Here is a 21,643-nt window from a genome sequence, read left to right as displayed (position 1 = left end):
TGCTTTTTAATCTATAACTTTGACCTTTATATACTCAGGGATAAGCTGTATTTGGGTTAGATCATTTTCTAAAATCTGCAAATCTCCACATTTATCAATTTCTTGAAACCCTGCAAATTTATAAGATATATACATCATTCGATTACGATTATTTGAAACAAACTCAGCCCGCAAATGAACATTATTCTTCTTAGCCAAGGTCATAATATGATTTAGCATAATTGTGCCGACACCTCTGGACATAACCCGACAAGACATCAACAAAAGTTTTAGAGTCCATATAAGCTCTCCACATTCCACAAGAGCTAACCCAATTTTTCCATAACTGCCGTATTTATCTTCTAAACTAGCAATTAGTATTTTATGTTGATTTGATTTTCGGAAATAATTCAATTCGTCATAGGAGTATGTATAACCAGTTGTATTTAATTGATTAGTTCTTAATGTTAACTCCTCAGCTCTTTGTAAATCATCTTCTTGAGCATCAGAGATAGTAAAAGTCATATTAAGTGTAGCTAAAAATTCGTCTTGAGTACCAATAAATTCTTTTTCCGAATTATTTCGTTCAATATCACTAATATACATTAATCTTCTCAGTTTTGAATCCTCTGTAATAAAACGAGGATTCATTTCTGGTGTATCTAAGATATTCGTTAAGTCAGTTACATTAATACAATGTACTTCAGGAAGGGAAAAATTGACTTCTTCAAGTTCAAATAACTGGTCATCGATAAAGGCAAATACATCGATACCAATATTGAGCGACTTAGCAATTTCTTGGATAGAACTCGATTTTGAGTTCCAATTGATTTGGGGATAGAGAAAATATTCGTGTAGCCCAAACTCCTGGATTTTTTCCATTGCTCTGCCATAGTCATTTTTACTGGCAATAGACTGCAAAATACCCCGACCATCTAATGTTTTGATAATATCGATTACATTTGGGAACAGGTAAACACAGTCATCCTCTAATAAAACACCATCCCAAAGCGTGTTATCTAAATCCCAAACTACGCATTTGATAGTTTTTTTATCGACTTGTTGATCGCTTGAGATTTCAGTGTTTATGCTAATCATATTCTCACATCATTGCCAGTAAGTTTTGAGAATTTACAGTGGAAACAGGTTTTGATATGTACTCCTGATAACCATAATCAGCGATGGTAATCTGTTGTATTTGTGTACTTCCTTCAATGATTTCCATAATTTTGGCATCTCGGAAATATCTAGCAACCGAATATTCATTAGTACAACCATTAGCGCCGTGAATTTGTACGGCATCATTTGCGACTTTAGTTGCTGTTGTAGATGCAAAATATTTGGCGATTGAAGTCTCTGTGATGGAATTGGGATCGCCAATTTCTTTCATATAGCCAGCTTGATAGCATAGTAATCTTGCTGCTTTAACATTGACTATCATCTCGGTAATCATTTGCCGAATTAATTGGTGTTCTTTCAAATAAACATCGAACTGTTTTCGTTCACTCGTGTATTGAATGCAGTCTTCTAGACAAGCTTGAGCAATACCTACAGAACCCCATGCCACACTATATCTTCCATAATCTAATGCAGAAGAAGCTATATAAGAGAAACCAAAACCCAATCTGCCTACCAAGTTTTCTTTAGGAATTCGACAATCTAGAAAGTTCAATTGAGCAAGCATTGAAGCCCGAACACCTAATATTCCAGAAATAGGTTGTATTGAAAATCCTGGACTATTCTTTTCAACTAAAAAAGCAGAAGGTTTCCCCGAACATTGGGCAAATACCAAAAATACATCTGCAATTTGCCCGTAGGTAATCCATTTTTTATTTCCATTTAAAACATAATAATCACCAGAAAGTGTTGCTGTGGTTTCTATACTTTTAGCATCGCTACCTACGTTTGGTTCACTTAAGGCGAAAGCAGCTATAACTTGACCGGATGATAATTTTGGCAACCAATACTCTTTTTGAGACTTATTACCCCATCGACAAAGAGCATAAGAAACCATACTGTGAACTGTGAGCAAACTCCGTAAAGAAGAACATCCTCGTCCAATTTCTTCATTAAGAAGACCATAGGTGATGATATCCATACTTTTGCCACCAAATTCTTCAGGTAATATTGCACCCAAATATCCTTGATGAGCAAACTTTTCTATAACTTTTGAAGAGGTACACTCTTCTTGGTCGAAGGAATTTGCATGAGGTATAATTTCTTCGTTTACGAAACCTCTAAATTTAGATTTATCATCTTTTTGTTGAGATGTCAACTCAATTTTCATGATGATTACTTGTTTGGTAGAAAGGATGGTAATTTTTATATTTATTCACTTTTATGCGACTAAAGTTGTTTTCCGTTCAACTAAACGAGTCATAGAATTTATAGTTCTGAAGTTATCAAGTTCCAGGTCTTCGTTGTCAATAGTAATTTGAAACGCTTGTTCTATAAATAAGACAAGTTGCATAGCAAACATTGAATTGACAAAACCAAGGGCAAAGATATCTTCATCTAACTGCAAATCATGATTTCGGAAAAATCGGGATAAAAATTCTCTAATTTTTACTTGTATTTCTGACATTTTTCAATTTGCCTTGATTTTCAGAATGGCTAAGAACTTTGTTTTAATATCCAATTTCAAATTGCTCCATTGTAAGTATAAAAACCTTGCCCACTCTTGCGACCAAATAACCCGGCATTTACCATTTTTTTTAGTAATTGACAAGGTCTATATTTGCTGTCGTTGAAACTTTCATACAAAACTTCGATAGAAAAAAGAATCGTATCCAATCCAATTAAATCAGCAGTTTCTAGAGGGCCCATCTTGTGCCCAAAACAACTTTTAAAAATTCTATCTACTTCTTCCACTGAAGCAACTTGGTCTTGTAGCAAGAAAATTGCTTCATTAATCATCAACATGAGAACTCGGTTAGAAACAAAACCTGGCGCATCATTGACGAGGATGCTTTCTTTACCCATCTGAGCCAGTAATTCTTTCGCTATTGAGATTGTTTCATCGGATGTGTGATACCCGCGAATCATTTCAACCATCGGCTTCATGGGAACCGGGTTCATGAAATGCATACCAATCACTTTATCAGCACGCTTAGTTAATGAAGCAATGCGAGTAATGGGAATAGCAGATGTATTAGCTGCAAATATAGTTTGTTCTGGACAAATCGCATCAAGCTGTGCGTATACTCCCTCTTTAATATCCCACTTTTCGGTGACATTTTCAATCACAAATTCTGTATCTTCAAAAAATTTATAATTTGTAGAAAATTTAATTCTTTGAAGAGTGGTATCAGGATTGTCTACTTTTTCATTTTTATTGAAAAAACCTTGAAAACGGATATTATTTCTGATTTGTTTGTTAGCATCTGACAAAATCTCTTCGCAAATATCTACTAATATTACGTGATGACCGCTCTGGGCGAGGCTTTGAGCTAACCCAATTCCCATCACACCTGCTCCGACAACACCGACAGTTTGAATTTTCATAATTTTATCCTGCAATGACTAACTTTTTCGATCTAGTTTGACAATTGCACATTAAGAGTTTTGTTAATCTCTCCAGTTACACTTGTTTCGTTTCTAGATAATTGTTCTAACTCTTCTATGAGAATTTCTTCAATCATCAAAGCTAATTCATCAATAGTGGGAGCTTCAAAAAGAGAACGAACAGGTAGTTCTATTTGAAAAGTTTTGCGAAGCTGAGAAATAAGTACAGTTCCCGTCAGAGAGTCTCCCCCTAAAGCAAAAAAGCTGTCATGAATACCTACTGGCTCTATACCCAGTAACTCTTGAAAAACTTCAACTAGTTTTTGCTCTACATCATTACTAGGAGCAATGTATGCATTTTTTAGGTTCGGTCTAGAGTGACTAGAAGATAAATTAACTGTTTGGGCAGTATTTTTTTGTTGTAAAGGCTTTAATTTAATCCATTGGTTAATTCTAGATTGTAAATTACCAGTTGAGACAACTATTTGATGATATTGACTCCACACAAGAATCCGTTCAAGGGCATTGATACCTTCTAAAGGTTCGATGGCGAATTCAGCCAAAGTTGTATTAGCAGGTATTTGTGAATTGCCTATTGCAAATTGCCACGCATCCCAGTTAATGCTCATCCAAGGAACAGGATTTATCTGATTATGCTGGTAAGCAAAAGTATCCATGAATAGACTGGCTGCTGAGTAGGTAACAGAGCCTAATCCTCCTAAAACTGAGGTTAAGGAAGACATTAATAGACAAAAATCAAGCTTTTGGGACTGCAAAACTTCTTCTAATACTAAGAGTCTTTGTATTTCTTGCTGAAGTTGCTGTTGACATTCTCTTGGGTCTATCTCTACGATGGGGCTAAATAACTTATCTGCGGGTATTTTAGTTGTGTGGAATACCCCATTTATTTGACTAAACTTATTTTGTACTAAATTTACCACATCAGCGCTTTCGATTAAGACTTCTGCGCCCAGATTCTCCAGTTCTTGTACTTTCCGTATCTTGCAGCTGATGTTATCTTGCTCATCGTGAGCTGTCAGCCACTCTGACCAATCTTCTCGGTTGGGGAAATCCTCAGCTTCTAAAAGCAGCAGTTTTGCCTGTACTGTCTTTGCTAAATGTTCAGCTATTACAAGTCCTATGTCTTTCAGTCCACCTGTAATTAAGTAGACTCCTTTTTCCTTTAATCTGGGTGTTTTGGATAAATTTACATCTAATTGGACAGACTCAAAGGTTTGCACCCAACGTTCCAAACTACGGTAAGCAATAACTGAGTCAGAGGAATTGGTTTGGAGTTCCGTCAGTAGTTGTTCTACAAATTTTTCTTCTTGCCAACTTCCTGGTGAGGGAATAATAACATCAATGCTACGACATTTAATATTTGAATATTCTTGTGGGATGACCTTAACAAGTGCAAGGAGGGTTGCTTTTTCTGGACAAAGATTTTCAACTCCAGTTACAGCTTGCATATTGTTGGAGATAACTACAAGCGGTAACTCATTAATATAGTTCTGTTTTTCTAGCGCTTGTGTCAACAATAACAAACTTTGGAATCCTTCTGTTGTGTTAGAATCTGCAAATTCTGACTGGGTTACACTCCACAGATGAATAATTCTTTGTGGTATTAAGTCTTGGGCACGAAGTTCTTTGAGTAGAGTATTGTAATCATCTTGTTGTTGCGGTGCTATTGTATATGCACGTTTACCCAGATGCTTTCTTGAAGATTCACTCGTAGTCTCAAATTGTTTTCCAATTCTGACGGTAATTACATCATGACCTTCAAGTTGGAGTCGCTGCACGATTTGAGCGCCTAATCCATACTCATCAACAAATATTAACCAGCGTTCTGCTTGTTTCACCTGACCTTTTGATTGTGGTGGTAGCGAACGTTTCCATGAAGGGATGTAGAACCAGTCAGCAATATTGGACTTTTTACCAAATGAAACTTCTTGCTGTTCATGAAGTAATGCTGTAAATGCTGCTGGTGCTTTGGGCGTTGTTTGTGTAGTAGCCTGAGCGACAATTATGTGGTCTGTAAAAGGTGCGAATTCTGAAAAGGCTGTCACCTGCACAAAACCATGAGATTTGAGTTCTTGTTGCCACTGCTCTTTGGATAAAAAGGGATTGCACATGTTACGATCGCTTTCTAAATCCTCTATCGGATTCATCAGCAGCGCGTCAATGAACTCAAATTCCAACCTGGGTTGAGTTGTTTCCCAAAAAAGAAGCAAACCTCCAGGAGCGAGTAAAGAGCGAATGCGATCGAGAGTTTCTCCAATATTTCGAGCGACGTGCAACACTTGGAAAGCTACAATTACATCAAAGCTGTGGCTTGAGTATCCTTGTTCTTGTAGCGATCGCTCAAGGTCTAGCAATTGGTATTCAATAAATGGATAATCGCTAAATTTCTTCTTAGCTGCATTCAGGAAGAAACCTCCCACATCGGTGAAGGTATAATTAGTTTTCTCTGATGGCAATATAGGTAATAACTCTGCCGTGCCGGTGCCAGTTCCAGCGCCAAGTTCTAGAATTCTGAGATTCACTTGAGGAGGTAGTGCTTTTGACACTTGTTCTAAGCATACCCGCATTATTGAGTTGTAGTACTTATTTTCAGGCAATTGTTGGACTGAAAATTCTCCTGACTTTAATAAGGTGGAAACATGGAACTCTAATGGTTCTTTTTTACCAGTCAGCAGAGCTACCATATTTTCGCCATACAGTTGCAGCAAATCTATTTGTTGCGGTGTGTCTGTCCATTTGGTTCTGACTTCTACCAAAAGCTCATTTACAAAGTCTGTTGATATTGGTAAAAAGTTAGTAAACAGTCCTTGTTCTTCATGTAACTGACCTTGCTCTACCAATATTTCTAGCCATCGACTGAACAATTCTCTATAGGAAGGAATAATCTGACATTGGTCAAATAACTCTTCCAAAGAATACTTTTTAGTGGGATTGCTAAAAGCTCCTAAATGTGCCGTTGTAAGATTAATATAAGCAATACATAAACGATCTAAACACTCTCTTTTCTCTTGAGCAATTTGCTCGTCAAATTCCGAAGCCCCTATGCTGGCTTGAAGTTGACCAGCTTCTACCAAAGATTTCCAAAGTTCTAATGCTGTTAACTTGGGTTGGAAATTTGTTTGTGCAGGTAATAATTTTTGTGGTTCAATCCAATATCTTTGTCGCTCAAAGGGATATGTTGGCAAGGGAAGGCGGTATCGGCGCTCATGGGTATGAAATCCCGACCAATCTATCTTGAGTCCCTCAAGCCAAAGTTGTCCTAATGTGTTGAGGATAAACACAACGTCAGATTGTCGCTCATAAGCATAGCGCAGCGAGGATAATATTACTTTGCGATCGCCAGGAACATTATCTAAGCATTGCATCGCCAAGCTGCTTAATGCTTGTCCTGGCCCCACCTCTAATAAAATTGGACTGTGTTTTGTCCATAACTGATTTACTCCATCAGCAAAGCGCACGGGTTGGCATAGATGCTGCGTCCAATAGCTGGGATTTGTGGCTTGCTCTGCTGTAATCCAAGTTCCAGTAACGTTAGATATATAAGGGATTTGTGGTGGTTTAAGACTGATAGTTTGCACCAGTTCGGTGAAAGAGTCAGCGATCGCCTCCATCATGTAAGAATGAAAGGCATGAGAAGTCTGCAATTGCCGACAGGCTAACCCCTTAGCGCTCAACTCGCGTGCCAATTCCTCTACAGCCTGTGTAGTTCCGGCAAGTACACACTGAAATGAGCCATTGACTGCTGATAAGGAAAGGTTTTTATTCAAGAAAGGTTGCACTTCTTCTTCTGTCAAGGGAACTGCTAGCATTGCTCCCCCTGGCAACTCTTGGATCATTTGCGCTCTTTTGGCAACAAGAGTAATCGCATCTTCTAGAGACAATACCCCGGCTATTGTTGCTGCGGTATATTCACCGATGCTGTAACCAATCATCGCTACTGGACGAATGCCCCAGGATATCCATAATTGAGCTAAAGCATACTCAATGGCAAACAGTGCTGGCTGCGTCAGGTATGTCTGATTTAGTTTTTGGGCGGCGGGATCTGGTGATTGGCGATCGCGACCAAGCATTTGGCGTAAATCTATACCTGATTTTTCTTTGGTTGTTTCGATTGTTGAATGGGAAGTAGGATAAATAACTTCTTTGAGATTAAGACCTAAAAGGGGTTCAAACAACAAGCAACAGCGATCGAGGTGTTCTCTAAAAGTTGGTTCAACTTGGTATAATTCAGAACCCATGTTGACATAATGAGTTCCCAAACCAGTAAACATAAAGACTACTGGGCGCTCATTCATATCTTGAGTGCTAGTTAGGACTCGTTTGGGATTTTGGAAAGCTGCGATCGCATCTTGAGTATCTTGACAAACAACTGTCCGCCGATGGCTCAAACCATGTCGCCCGACTTGCAATGTATAAGCCACATCTGCAAGGTTAATTTCTGGGTGCTGTTGCAGGTGATTAACCAAATTTGTAGTCGCCGTCTCTAAAGCAGAGTCAGTTTTGGCAGAAACTACCAGCAATTGATATCTTCTCCCCTGCCCCCCTGCCCCTCGGTCACTGAGCGTAGCCGTTCGCGCAGCGTCTCGTAGAGAAGTGCTGCTCCCCTGCTCCCCTTCCGGGGCTTCTTCTAAAACAACATGAGCATTAGTCCCCCCAAGACCAAAAGAACTGACCCCAGCGCGGCGTGGTGTTCCGTTTGTTTGCCATGCAGATAGTTGGGTATTAACGTAAAAAGGGCTGTTGGCAAAGTCTATTTCGGGATTGGGTTCTTCAAAGTACAAGCTGGGTGGTATTTGTTGATGCTTTAGAGCTAAAACAGTTTTAATTAAACCCGTTACCCCAGCAGCGGTATTCAAATGGCTGACATTAGGTTTCACCGAACCGATCGCACAAAAACCCTTCTTACTGGTCTGGGCACGAAATACTTTTTCTAGCGCTCGAATTTCAATCGGATCGCCCAAGGCTGTACCAGTGCCATGAGTTTCAATGTAGGTAATGGTATCAGGATCAAATCCTGCGATCGCTTGGGCTTGGGCGATCGCTTCTGCTTGACCTGCAACACTCGGTGCTGTATAGCTGACTTTTACCGCACCGTCATTATTAATAGCTGAACCTTTAATTACTCCATAAATATAGTCGCCATCCGCTACAGCATCCTCTAATCTCTTCAAGACCACAATACCCACGCCTCTGCCAAAAGGGCCGCCTTGGGCCTTAGCATCAAAGGCACGAGTGTGAGCATCAGCAGAAGCCATCCCACCAGTTTGATAGAAATAACCTTCTATTTGGGGAGTTTGGATCGCGATACCACCAGCCAGTGCCATATCGCACTGGTAACTTTGCAACCCTCGGCACGCTAGATGAACAGCTACTAAGGAGGTGGAACAAGCTGTACCAACACTAATACTCGGCCCTTTTAAATTTAACTTATAAGAAGTTCGTGTAGATATAGAATCCTTATCATTGCCAAGGGCAATTTGCATATTCAGCGATTTGAGCAAGCCAGGGTGTGAGGCGAGATTATTCAGCAGGTAAGTACTTAGATTGCCCCCAGCATATACACCAATCAGGTTATTGTCTGTTTTTGGATCGTAACCAGCATTTTCTAAAGCTTCCCACGCACACTCTAAAAAAATTCGCTGTTGTGGGTCGAGAATCTCAGCTTCTCTAGGAGAGTAGCCAAAGAATGAAGCGTCAAACATCTCGATGTCTTCTAGCACAAACCCAGCTTTTACATAGTTAGGGTCTTGCAAACAAGTTGGATCTACGCCTTGTGCGATTAATTCTTCATCGCTGAAGGATGAAATAGACTCTACACCGTTGCACAAATTCTGCCAAAACTGAGCCACATTTTTGGCTTTGGGAAACCGACCTGCCATGCCAATTACGGCTATTCCTTTCAATCGATTACTCATACACTCTCCTCCTGAGTTTCATCAGCTCCATTTCTTCTTCAATTGCTGCTTCTTGCCTTTTGGCACGCTCTTGGGCTTGCTCGAAGGCTGGCTGTTGATTTTGTGTCTGGCTGAGATATCCTGCCAAGACATTGATGGTGGGATATTCAAATAAGTCAGCTGTGGAGATATCACAGTTTAAAGCAGCCTGCAATTTACTGCGTACCTGTACCATGAGAAGTGAATCGCCACCTAGCTCAAAGAAGTTATCGTGGATACCTACTTGTTCGCTACCCAGGAGTTCTTGCCAGATCGAAGAGATTTTTTGCTCGATTTCGTTTCTGGGAGCAATATAAGTAGTACTCAGTTCTGGTCTTGAATACGTTGGTTTTGAGAGGTTATCTTTGTTTGTAGCTTCTGGATTGGGTGAGTAACTCACGAGATCCGGCTTGATTTGAAGTCGAAAATCATGGGTTGATACTAGAACTTGAGAAAAAGTATTTCCTAGAATCCGGTTGAACGCTTCTATCCCCTCAGCAGGTGATAACCCTTGCTCAAGCAGCTGTTTTTGATACGTTTGGGCAGGTGTAACAGATTTTTTCGGCTCTCTAGGACTGAAAGCTACGGATACTTTAGTGTCTTTGTTTTCCCCAATAGATAGGGAGTCTTGATTTTCCAAAGATACAACAATCTTACCAATATGCTTCGCTCTTGCCATCTCTTCAAAAGCACGAGCCACGGAATCAATGGCAAAGACCTGATAAGGCAAGGGTTGAAAATTTCTATCGTGGAAATGTTGTACTACTTCGCGCCACAGTTCGCTAAAGTTGGGAAGTTGTCGGTCTACGTTAATAGCAAAGAACGATAAGCATTTTGCAAAGACTTTTAGACCTAGTTGGCTGTTATTGAGAATATCCCGCTTACCAATTTCTAGAAAGCGTCCGTAAGGTGCTAATACGTCTAGACTTTTGGTCAAGAATTCTCCGGCAAGGGAATTCAAAACTACATCTACACCCTTGCCATGCGTGCGTTGCATCACTTCGTCAGCAAAAGCAACAGACCTAGAATCAAAGACATGCTCAATCCCAATTGAATGCAGAAAAGCTCGCTTCTCTGGATTACCTGCCGTGGCAAAGATTTCTGCTCCTATCCACTGAGCAATTTGAACTGCCGCCATGCCGACTCCACCAGCCGCAGCATGAATCAGAACGCGATCGCCTTTACTCAACCGACCCAATTGCATCAGGGAATAGTAAGCTGTAGTAAAGGCTACGGGAATTGTTGCCACTGCTTCTAAACTCAAATGTTTAGGTTTGAGTGCAACTGACAAAGCAGAAGTAGTGAGGAATCGGCTAAAGCAACCATCGCCAAAGGCAATCACTTCGTCTTCGATTTCAAACCCCTCAACGCCTTCTCCTAATGCAACTATTTTTCCAGCACACTCTAAACCGAACTTGAGATCGGCATCAGTTGGGATAGGAAGCATTCCTAGAGCCAGAAGTACTTCTTTAAAGTTAAGACCAGTTGCAGCCACCTCAATTTCTACCTCTCCTCGACCTGGTTGCTGTCGCGATCCTGATTGAAATGTCAAAGTATCTAAAGTGCCGGGAGAAGAAATTTGTAAACAAAAGTTTTGGCTTTCGGAAATAGGAGATTTTTGTGGTATGACATCTACTTTTCTCAAAGTATACTCTTCTATCTCAACCAATTCTTTCCCTTGGTCATCCATAATAGTGATATCAAATTTCAGAGTATCATTCCGAGATTTGTCATTTTTAGTGCATCTAATGTGACTGTATACTTTCTCAGGTAAAGAATCTCTAAACTTCAATTTTTTATAAGAAAACGGTAAGTAAGCGCTTTTTTCTTTGATGCTTAGAAAACCAACGGCATTATCTAGTAAAGCCGGATGTAATTTATATAAATTAATATCGTTGGCAAATTGACTAGGTATTTCTAGGATAGCTAAACCTTCATTTGTACCGAATTTTGCCTGTTTGAAGTTGTTCCATCTAGAGCCAAATTCTATATATCCTCCTTGAAGTTTAATTTCCCTTTCTGCATTGGTAATTTCCTGCTCGTTACATCTAGCGATAATTGCTTCAATGTCATATTGATTAGGTAATTCTGTTTCGATAAAGGCTATTTCTCCCCTAGCATGTTCTAACCATTTATCTCCCTCAGAGTTAGATTGGCTGATAATCGAGAACTCAAATTTATCTCCCTGTTTTTTCAACAGTGTCCGAACTTCTTTTTCTTCATCAGCTTCTAGTACTAAGGGCGTGAGAAAATACACTTCACTGATTTCTATTGGGCGATTTTTGTTGTGATTTTCAAAAGCAGCCCTAGCCATTTCCAGATAAGCTGTTCCTGGAAGTGTCGCTTTTCCCATGACTATGTGTTCGCTCAAAACCCAGTGTTTGATGACGCTAAATTTCGAGATATATATTTCTTGCCCTGAACTCTCCACTATGCATTGCTCAAATAATGGATGGTTTACTGCTTGAAATTGAGGTTTGGCAATCTCTAGGGATGGGGTTAATAGATTTGCGGCTGTGGCTGCCATCCCAACTTCCTGCCAAGCAGACCAGTTAATAGATGTAGTGAATATGCCATCTCGATTACTCTTATAGTGAGCAAAAGCATCCAGAAAAGCATTAGCACTGGCATAATCTACCTGTCCTAATTCTCCTTGAATGGGCGTCATTGAAGAACACAAAACAAAGAAATCTAGCGGAGTATCCTGAAAAATACTATTAATAACTAGCGTTCCCTTCACTTTAGGAGCGAGAACCTTTGCTGTCATTTCTGCCGTTTTTAGCTGAATGATTCCACCTCCCGGAATCCCAGCGGCGTGAATTACACCATTGAACTTACCAAAATGTTCCTGCGCCTTTGCGATCGCCTCAAGCATTTGTTCGCGATCGGTGACATCAGCACTCACCGCCAAAATTTCTGCACCCAACTGTTCGAGTTCTTGGAGTTTTTGAATCTTGCGGCTAATACTATCTTGCTCACCATGAGCGTTCAGCCACTCTGACCATTTATCTTTTGTCGGAAATGATGAACGTCCTGTGAGCAGCAATTTTGCCTTTACAGTCTTCGCCAGATGCTCTGCTAGCACCAGTCCAATGCCTCCCAATCCCCCAGTAATTAAATAAACCCCTTTTTCTTGTAATTTTGGTATTTTTGTAGAGGCTGGCTCCAAGGAAACAGGTTCAAATTGTTGTACCCAACGATGATTTCCTCGGTAGGCGATAACTGAGTCAGAAGATTGTGTTTGTAATTCACTCAGCAACTGGTCTATCAGTTTCTCTTGATGCCAAGATTGATTTGAGGGACTAACAATATCAATGCTGCGGCAACTGATATTTAAATACTCTTTTGGTATGACCTTCACAGGGCCAAGAATAGTTGCCTTTTCAGGATAAAGAATTTCATCTCCAGTCACTTCCTGCATGTTGTTGGAGATGACGGCTATTTGCAGTTGCTCGCTAAAATGATGTTTCCCAAGTGCCTGAGCGAGAAATAGCAGACTATAAAATCCTAAATCTTCTGTGTTAACTGCTGATTCTGTATTGTTAACAGGAGTGACATTCCATAAATGCACAATTGTGTTTGGGAATTTGTTTTCTGCTAAAAGTTCCTTGAGCAAAGCATCATAGTCATCTCGTTGTTGGGGATTTAAGGTGTAGTGGCGATCGCTTAATTTTCTCAACTCCGATCCTGTGCTGAGTGCGATCGCATCTCGACCTTGCAGTTTCAATCGGTTCACTAATTCTTCACCCAATCCGCACTCATCGGTAAACACCAGAGTGCAAGCCAAAACCGATTTTTCACTCTTGGGTTTTTCGGGTAGTGGAGAGCGTTTCCATGATGGGACGTAAAACCAGTCAGCAATATCTGACTTTTTACCCGTTACAGAGGTAACAGGCGTCTGTAAACTTGTCTTGACAGTTGGTGCTGGTTTTTGGTCATGAATCCAGTAACGCTGGCGCTCGAAGGGATACGTCGGTAAGGGAAGACGATGACGGCGCTCATGAGCATAAAATCCCGACCAATCCACATTTACTCCAGATAGCCAAAGCTTACCTAATGTGTTCATTAAGAACGCTACATCTGAGTGTTTTTCTTGAGGATGTCGTAATGAAGATAATGCTATCGGTTCTGAATGCTTTTTGGCAAAGGTAGATAAAGTATGCCCAGGCCCAACCTCCAGCAGGATGCGATTTGGCTCTTGTAGTAATGCAGAGATTCCTTCCGAGAAGCGAACACAGGAGCGTAAATGTCTCGCCCAATAATTTGGATCTGTGGCTTGCTCTGCCGTAATCCAAGTGCCCGTAACATTGGAAATAAAGGGAATTTTCGGGGGATTTAGTTTGACTTTACTGACTTCCTTCTCGAATGGCTCCAAGATGGTTTCCATCATCGGAGAATGAAAAGCGTGGGAGGTATGAAGGCGACGACAATCTATCCCTTGAAGCTGGTTTTGCAATGCATCGATAGCATCATTAGTTCCCGATACTACACACAAAGCTGGTGCATTACTAGCAGCTAAGGATAAATTTTCATTCAGTAAACCTCTAACTTCCGCTTCTGGTAGGGGTACAGAGAGCATCGCACCAAATGGAAGTTGTTGCATCAATCGCCCACGAGCAGCTACCAGTCTTAAGGCATCTTCAACAGACATTACATCAGCTAAACAGGCAGCGACATATTCCCCAATGCTATGTCCTATCATCGCTTGGGCAGAAATCCCCCACGATATCCACAATTGAGCCAAAGCGTATTCTATGATAAACAATGCTGGTTGAGTGATGTCAGTTTGTTGCAGTTTTTCGGCTGCGGCTTTTGATTCTGACTCCTTGGGATAAATAACTGAACGCAAATCCAACTCCAAATGTGGTTGCAGCAATTGACAGCAAAAATCGACTTGTTCTTGAAAAACTGGCTCAGTCTGGTAAAGTTCTTTACCCATGTCTACATATTGAGCGCCCTGTCCGGGGAACATGAAAGCGATGGGGCGATCGCTATTTTCAACTAAGCGAGTCAAAACTCTTTGCGGATCTCGTAAGGCGCTGGCTGCATCCTCGATATCTTGGCACACCAGTACGCGACGATGATTAAATTCACCACGTCCTACTTGCAGGGTATGGGCAACATCCGCTAAGTTCACATCGGGATGTTGCTGGAGGTGATTAGCCAGATTTTCTGTTGCAGTTTCTAAAGCTGAGTCAGTTTTGGCAGAAAGTACTAACAACTGCCAGGGACGAGAAGGGCTAGACGGTTCCAGTACTGGTGCTTCTTCTAGAATGACATGAGCATTAGTACCACCAATACCCAAAGAACTCACACCAGCACGCCGAGGGGTACTTCCCGCTTTCCATTCTGTGAGGGTTGTATTCACATAAAAGGGACTATTGGCAAAATCAATCTGGGGATTTGGCTGCTCAAAATTTAAGCTGGGTGGTATCTGCTGATGTTTAAGGGCTAAAACTGTTTTAATCAGTCCGGCAATCCCAGCTGCTGCATCTAAATGACCGATGTTTGTCTTCACTGAAGCGATCGCACAGAAGCCTTTTTTGATGGTACTGTTACGAAAGACTTGCGAGAGTGCGGCAATTTCAATGGGATCGCCTAAAGCTGTACCAGTACCATGAGCTTCAATATAGTTAATTGTCTCAGGTTCAACTCCCGCCAGCATCATCGCTTCGGCAATCACCTCTGCTTGACCATTGACGCTAGGCGCTGTGTAGCCAACTTTACCAGAACCATCATTATTAATAGCTGAACCTTTAATTACAGCATGGATGCGATCGCCATCTGCTAGAGCATCACTCAATCGCTTCAGGACAACAATTCCTACACCATTACCAATGGTTGTTCCCTGCGCTTTAGCATCAAAAGCGCGACAGTGACCATCAGGCGATAATGTACCTCCGGGTTCGTACAGATAACCCGTTTTTTGGGGTACGTGGATAGAAACCCCACCAGCCAAAGCCATGTCACATTGATAATTCAACAAACTTTGACAAGCAAGTGTGGTTGCAACTAGTGAGGTGGAGCAAGCTGTTTGGACTGTAATACTTGGGCCGGTAAGATTTAATTTGTAAGAAACACGAGTTGTAAGGAAATCTTTATCGTTACCAATTACTGTTTGATAGCATTGGGCTGAACCCAGGCGATCGCGGTTTAAATCTAATGAATAATAGTTATTGAGGCTAGCACCAGCGTAAACTCCAATGCGACTGTCACATCTCTTAGAATCGTAGCCAGCATTTTCCAATGCTTCCAAAGCACACTCTAAAAAAATTCGGTGTTGGGGGTCAGTAATTTCTGCTTCTTTGGGATTAAAACTAAAAAATGACGCGTCAAATAAATCGATATCTTTTAATATGGCACTGGCTTTTACATAATTGCGATCGCTTAATATATTAGGTTCAATCCCATCAGAAACTACCTCTTCATTTGTGAAGAGAGAAATTGACTCTACACCAGATTGTAAATTCTGCCAAAACTCTTCAATATTTTTCGCATCGGGAAAACGCCCTGCCATCCCAATGATGGCTATGGCTTCTAAAGCATCATTATGTGTAGCGTTAACCATAAATATTTTTACCTTGCTTACTCAAATGTTGCTTTTGGCGCTTGATAGCCTCAATTTGCTTATTTACGCGATCGCGTGTGACTGTAAAAGAAAGTTGTCGCTGTTGACTTAAACATTGCGCTAGGGAGTAAATAGTTGGATTTTGAAACATCGTCACTACTGATATATCTCGCTGCAAAATTGCGCACAGTTGATGATTAACCTGAAGCATTAGTAGTGAATGCCCACCTAAATCAAAAAAGTTATCATGAATCCCCACTCGATCGAGATGCAGTAATTCTTGCCAAAGCTTTGCTATCTGCTGTTCCATTTTAGACTGAGGTAACTGAAAAGCTGCTGTCAATTCTGGACGCAGATTTTCAGGTACAGGTAAAGCACGACGGTCTACTTTACCATTATGAGTTAAAGGTAAAGCATCTAACACGACAAAGGCAGAAGGAAGCATATATTCAGGCAGTTTTTCTTTAAGAAATTCTCGTAGTTCATTTACAGAATGCGTATGATTTTCATAATTAACTATATAGGCAACTAGGCGGCAGTCATTTGCTATATCCTTTCTAGCTAATACTACCGTTTCTCGTATCTGTGGATGTTGCTCTAATAAAGCTTCTATTTCTCCTAACTCAATGCGATTTCCGCGAACTTTTACTTGATGGTCTATTCTGCCTAAAAACTCTATATTTCCATCTGGGCGATAGCGTGCTAAATCACCTGTTTTGTAAAGGCGTGTATTTGAATTGTGGATTGGAAATTTTGCTATTTTAAATCTTTTACTTAAGTCTACATCATTAAAGGGATTGGCAATAAACTTTTCTTCAGTTAACTCAGGTCTATTTAAATAACCTCGTGCTAATCCAATTCCAGCTAGATATAGTTCCCCCGATACTCCAATAGGAACAGGTTGTAAATGTTTATTTAAAATATATATCTGTGTATTGGCTATTGGACGACCTATAGGAACAATTTTTTCATCAGTAACAGATTCACAGCACCATGCTGTCACATCAATAGATGCTTCTGTCGGGCCATACAGGTTATACAATTTTCCATCAAAACTATTGAAAAATCGCTGTTGTAAATCAAAAGATAAAGCTTCCCCGCTACAAATAACGCGCTTGATACTTTTACAGTTTTGATGTTCTTGTGCCTCTAGAAAAACTTGCAACATAGAGGGAACAAAGTGAAGTGTCGTTATTTCTTTCTCTGATATAATTTTGGCTATATATCGCGCATCTTGATGACCACCTGGTTTAGCTAAAATTAAACTTGCACCCGTCAACAATGGCCAGAAGAATTCCCAAACCGAGACATCAAAACTAAAAGGAGTCTTTTGCAAAATCCTGTCAGATGATGTTATTTGATAAGCATCTTGCATCCATAGTAAGCGATTGCACAAACCCAGATGAGTATTCATCACTCCTTTGGGTGTACCCGTAGAACCAGAAGTATAAATTACATAAGCTAAATTTTCTGGCTTCACGTCGCTAACTATATTTTGGAAACTATAATTTTCAAATTCCGTACTTTGAGTATCTATACATACTAATTTTCCTTGATGTGATAGTAGTTCATTAACTAGATGCAGTTGTGTTAACAACACCGATACTTGAGCATCTACCAACATAAATGCCAAACGTTCTTTGGGGTAGCTGGGGTCTAAAGGTAAGTAAGCACCACCTGTTTTCAAAATCCCTAGTAATCCAATCACCATTTCCAGCGATCGCTCTAGACAAATTCCCACCAATACCTCTGGTTTGACACCTAGCGATCGCAAGTAGTGCGCCAGTTGATTTGCCCGGTTGTTTAATTCCCGATAGGTTAATTGTTGATTTTCAAAGACGACTGCAACAGCATCTGGTGTTTTCTCTACCTGTGCTTCAAATAGGTGATGAATGCACTTGTCTTGTGGGTAATCTGTCTTGGTATCATTCCACTCAACTAATAATTGCTGTACTTCAGATGGTGTTAGTAATTGCAAGTCTGAAATGCGTTGTTGGGGATCGCTAACTATGCTTTCTAGCAAAGTCTGCAAGTGTCCCAGCATCCGAGTAACGGTATCTACATTAAACAAATCTGTATTGTACTCGCAAGTCGCTATTAACCCTTGCTCGGAATCCTCCATAAACAATGTCAAATCAAACTTAGATGTCCCGTTGTAACCTTCTTCATAAGTCACTGATACATCCGATAGGCTTATATTGGGTTTTGGAACATTTTGGAGAACGAACATCACTTGAAATAGTGGATTGTAACTCAAGTCTCTATTTGGCTGTAGCTCCTTTACTAACTTTTCAAAAGGTAAGTCTTGATGAACATAAGCCTCTAAAGCTGTAGACTTCACTCGTGCTAATAACTCCTGAAAACTTAGGTCGCCAGAAAGGTCTGTACGCAGAACTAAAACATTGACAAAAAGTCCTATTAATAATTCAACTTCTGCTCTGTTGCGATTGGCGATTGGCGAACCTACTAAAATATCAGTCTGACCTGTATAGCGATACAGCAAGGTTTTGAAGGCTGTAAGCAAGGTCATAAATAGAGTTACTCCTGCATGACGGCTCAAATTCTTTAGCTCTTTTGTCAGAGTTTGGGAAAGAACTAATTTCGCTTGAGCGCCTTTGAATGTTTGAACTGGCGATCGCGCCCGATCGGTTGGTAAATTCAGTACAGGTAGCTCACCCTGCAATTTTTGTTTCCAATAAGTCAATAACGGTTGAATACGTTCGCCATCAAGCCATTTTTGTTGCCAATTGACAAAATCTCTATACTGAATAGCTAATTCGGGAAGTGGTGTACCCCATTGGGGAAGCAAGCTAGCAAGAGCGTCTGTCTGCAACACGCTGCGCGAATGCAGAGAAAGTTTGCCTGTTGAGAATGCTTCATATAGTGCAGTTAGTTCTTTAATCAGAATACCGATAGACCAACCATCTGCAATTATATGATGCAGAGCGATCAACAATTGATAACTTTTATCATTTAATTGTAAAATTTTAGTACGCAAAAGCGATTGAGCAGATAAGTCAAATGGCTGCTGTGCGAGTTCTATAGCCAAACGTTGGGCTTCTTGGGTGCGCTCATTTTCTGATAGTACACGCAAATCTTCAACCGCTAAAGTTAAAGGTACAGCTTGATTGATAACTTGAATGGGTTGTCCATCTGACACTGTAAAGCTTGTACGTAAGACTTCGTGTCGTCTAATAATCTCGTTAAGACTATCTTCTAAGCTGGCTTTGTCAATACAACCTTTGAAGTTAATAACTATAGGAATATTATATGTAGGAGTATCGGGAGTTAGCTGATTGATAAACCATAATCCCTGTTGGGCAAAAGAGAGAGGATTAATAGATGTATTTTTCTCTTGTTGGGTAAGGGATATTGACGGTAGTGCATCTGTTGTCAATTGAGCGAGGATTTTTGTAGCTAGCGATCGCGTATTCATCCCTTCAAAGAAATCTGCTACGGATACTTCTACCTCTAAATCAACCTCAATCCGGTTTTTCAACTCAAACACTTTTAAAGAATCAAGTCCCAGAATACTTAATGGTTCTTGAGGATTGATATCATCTGGTGCGATCGCTAATACTCTCGCTTCCTGTTCAATCAAATATATTTCTAGAAGCTTTTGACATTCCCTTGGGGAAAGCGCCAAAAGTTCGGAACGCTGTAATCGAGTTTCCTCTGTGAGAATATTGCTAATTTTGAGAATGTTGCTGACAAGTACATTCAGTTCACCATTCTGAAACTGGGCGCGAGTTGCACGACGTTGAATTTTACCACTGGAAGTTTTGGGAATACTACCGGGTTTAATCAAAACCACAGCATAAACTTGGACTTCATGTTCTTCAGTTACAGCTTGGCGAATTGCAGATATAACTTCTTCTAAATTTGGCTTGGCGCGAAACTTCAATTCTTGGACGATTACCAGCCGTTCTTCATTGTGAACCTCGACTGTAAATGCGGCGCTAGCACCAGAATTTAAAGATGAATGGCTGCGTTGGGCGGTTAATTCTATATCCTGTGGGTAAAGATTTCTACCGCGAATAATAATTAAATCTTTGGCTCTACCTGTAATAAAAAGCTCGCTATTTTCTAAAAAACCTAAATCTCCCGTCCGCAGAAAAGGGCCTACACCGGTGTCAGATAGATAAGCATGGAAAGTTTCTGCTGTCTCTCGATCGCGATTCCAATAACCTTGACCAACACTCGGCCCAGATACCCAGATTTCCCCAATTTCACCAGGTTTACAACTGCTGAGTGTTTCTGGATTAGCGATCGCTACTTCCAGTTGTGGTATAACTCGACCACAACTGACAAAATAATAGACATCTTCAGTACTCTGGGACTGGGTACTGGGTACTGGGTACTGGGAAGGAAATTCTTTTAAAGCCTCCACTTCACTCGGCTTTAATATTTGGTTCGAGTCTGAGTCTGAATCCTCATGCAAATCTTCCCGTTCCCCAGTCCCCAATCTCCGCTCCCCATCCCCAGTCCCTAGTCCCCAATCCCCAGTCCCCAATTCAACTACCCGATTAGATTCTAATGCAGACTTCTGGACTGTTTTGATTATCGGTGATGTCGCCTTCTCTACCCCAGAAACCATCAGAGTTGTTTCAGCCATCCCGTAACAAGGGTAGAATGCCTCTTTACGGAAGCCACAATCGGCAAAAGCTGCTGCAAACCGCTCTAAAGTATCATACCGAATCGGTTCCGCGCCGTTAAATGCCACACTCCAACTACTCAAGTCAAGAGTTTCTTTTTGTTCAGGAGTAATTTTTTGAGTACATAACTCATAGGCAAAATTAGGGCCTCCACTGGTTGTGCCTTTGTAGTGAGATATAGCTTGCAACCAACGGTAAGGACGTTGAAGAAAGGAAGTTGGAGGCATGATGATGCAAGGAAAACCTCCATATAAAGGTTGCAATATTCCTCCAATCAAGCCCATATCGTGGTACATCGGCAACCACGTCACGAACTTACTTTCTGGAGAATGCTCCATAAATTGGTAAGTTGTGTCCGCATTGTGCAGTAGGTTCCCATGACTAATCATTACACCTTTGGGTGTCCCTGTAGAACCAGAGGTGTATTGCAGAAAAGCTAAAGTATCTCGATCGATAGAGGGTTCTTGCCAATTATCTTCTATTCCCTCTGCAAGATTATCAGTAGTTAGCCACTGTAAGGATTCTAAGTCAGTCTTTTGTGTCATTAAAGACCGCACATTCGGCAGGATTTCTGTTGTAGTGAGAGCGATCGCTGCTTGTGCATCTATAGAGATAGCTTTTATTCTTGGTGTATTGCGCTCATTTCGAGGGGGATATGCAGTTATAGCCACAACTCCTGCATATAAGCAACCAAAAAAAGCAACTAAAAAATCTAGTCCTGCGGGATAAAGTAGTAAAGCGCGTTCCCCAGTCAAACCCAATGCTTGTAATTGAGCAGCTATTTGGCGCGATCGCCTATCTAATTCTTGATATGTAAGCGTGGTTTGTTCTGTCTCCCCATCTAACAAAAAGGTAAAAGCATCTCTATCTGGTTGCGTAGAGCTTCTTAAGCGTAGTAGTTCGACAACTGTAGAAAAATTGCCAACAATATCAAAGAAGCTATGAGAAAAACTATTCATTTTTATTTTCAACCCAGCGCGATG

Annotated in this window: 7 protein-coding genes; all 7 read right to left on the bottom strand. The window is 40.7% G+C overall.

Features of this window, described 5'->3' with window-relative positions; translation table 11 throughout:
* Nucleotides 1–6 precede the first annotated feature (6 nt).
* From RMY64_RS17065 to RMY64_RS17035, 7 genes are read right to left on the bottom strand one after another with little or no spacing between them, the layout of a single operon-like run.
* Complete coding sequence (locus RMY64_RS17065) at nucleotides 7–1,077, bottom strand: HAD-IIIC family phosphatase (protein ID WP_322700665.1); 1,071 nt, start codon at nucleotides 1,075–1,077, stop codon at nucleotides 7–9.
* Nucleotides 1,078–1,081: 4 nt separating this feature from the next.
* Complete coding sequence (locus tag RMY64_RS17060) at nucleotides 1,082–2,266, bottom strand: acyl-CoA dehydrogenase family protein (protein ID WP_322700664.1); 1,185 nt, start codon at nucleotides 2,264–2,266, stop codon at nucleotides 1,082–1,084.
* A 51-nt stretch (nucleotides 2,267–2,317) separates the two neighbouring features.
* Nucleotides 2,318–2,563 (bottom strand): acyl carrier protein, encoded by a 246-nt coding sequence (locus RMY64_RS17055; RefSeq protein ID WP_322682768.1) that lies wholly within the window; start codon nucleotides 2,561–2,563, stop codon nucleotides 2,318–2,320.
* A 56-nt stretch (nucleotides 2,564–2,619) separates the two neighbouring features.
* Nucleotides 2,620–3,483 carry a 3-hydroxyacyl-CoA dehydrogenase family protein gene (locus RMY64_RS17050; protein WP_322682767.1) on the bottom strand — a complete coding sequence of 288 codons (864 nt, stop codon included), beginning with the start codon at nucleotides 3,481–3,483 and terminating at the stop codon, nucleotides 2,620–2,622.
* A gap of 32 nt (nucleotides 3,484–3,515) precedes the next feature.
* The gene (locus RMY64_RS17045; RefSeq protein ID WP_322700663.1) at nucleotides 3,516–9,419 is read right to left on the bottom strand and encodes a polyketide synthase; all 5,904 of its coding nucleotides are present in this window, start codon (nucleotides 9,417–9,419) and stop codon (nucleotides 3,516–3,518) included.
* On the bottom strand, nucleotides 9,412–16,005 hold the full coding sequence (locus RMY64_RS17040; protein WP_322700662.1) for an SDR family NAD(P)-dependent oxidoreductase: 6,594 nt from the start codon (nucleotides 16,003–16,005) through the stop codon (nucleotides 9,412–9,414). The genes RMY64_RS17045 and RMY64_RS17040 overlap by 8 nt, the downstream gene beginning before the upstream one ends.
* Nucleotides 15,998–21,619 carry a non-ribosomal peptide synthetase gene (locus RMY64_RS17035; RefSeq protein ID WP_322671011.1) on the bottom strand — a complete coding sequence of 1,874 codons (5,622 nt, stop codon included), beginning with the start codon at nucleotides 21,617–21,619 and terminating at the stop codon, nucleotides 15,998–16,000. The genes RMY64_RS17040 and RMY64_RS17035 overlap by 8 nt, the downstream gene beginning before the upstream one ends.
* Nucleotides 21,620–21,643: the final 24 nt, after the last annotated feature.

Origin of the sequence: Nostoc sp. DedQUE08, assembly GCF_034530895.1 — a bacterium.
GTDB lineage: Bacteria > Cyanobacteriota > Cyanobacteriia > Cyanobacteriales > Nostocaceae > Nostoc.
This window is presented reverse-complemented; position numbering and strand designations above follow the sequence as displayed.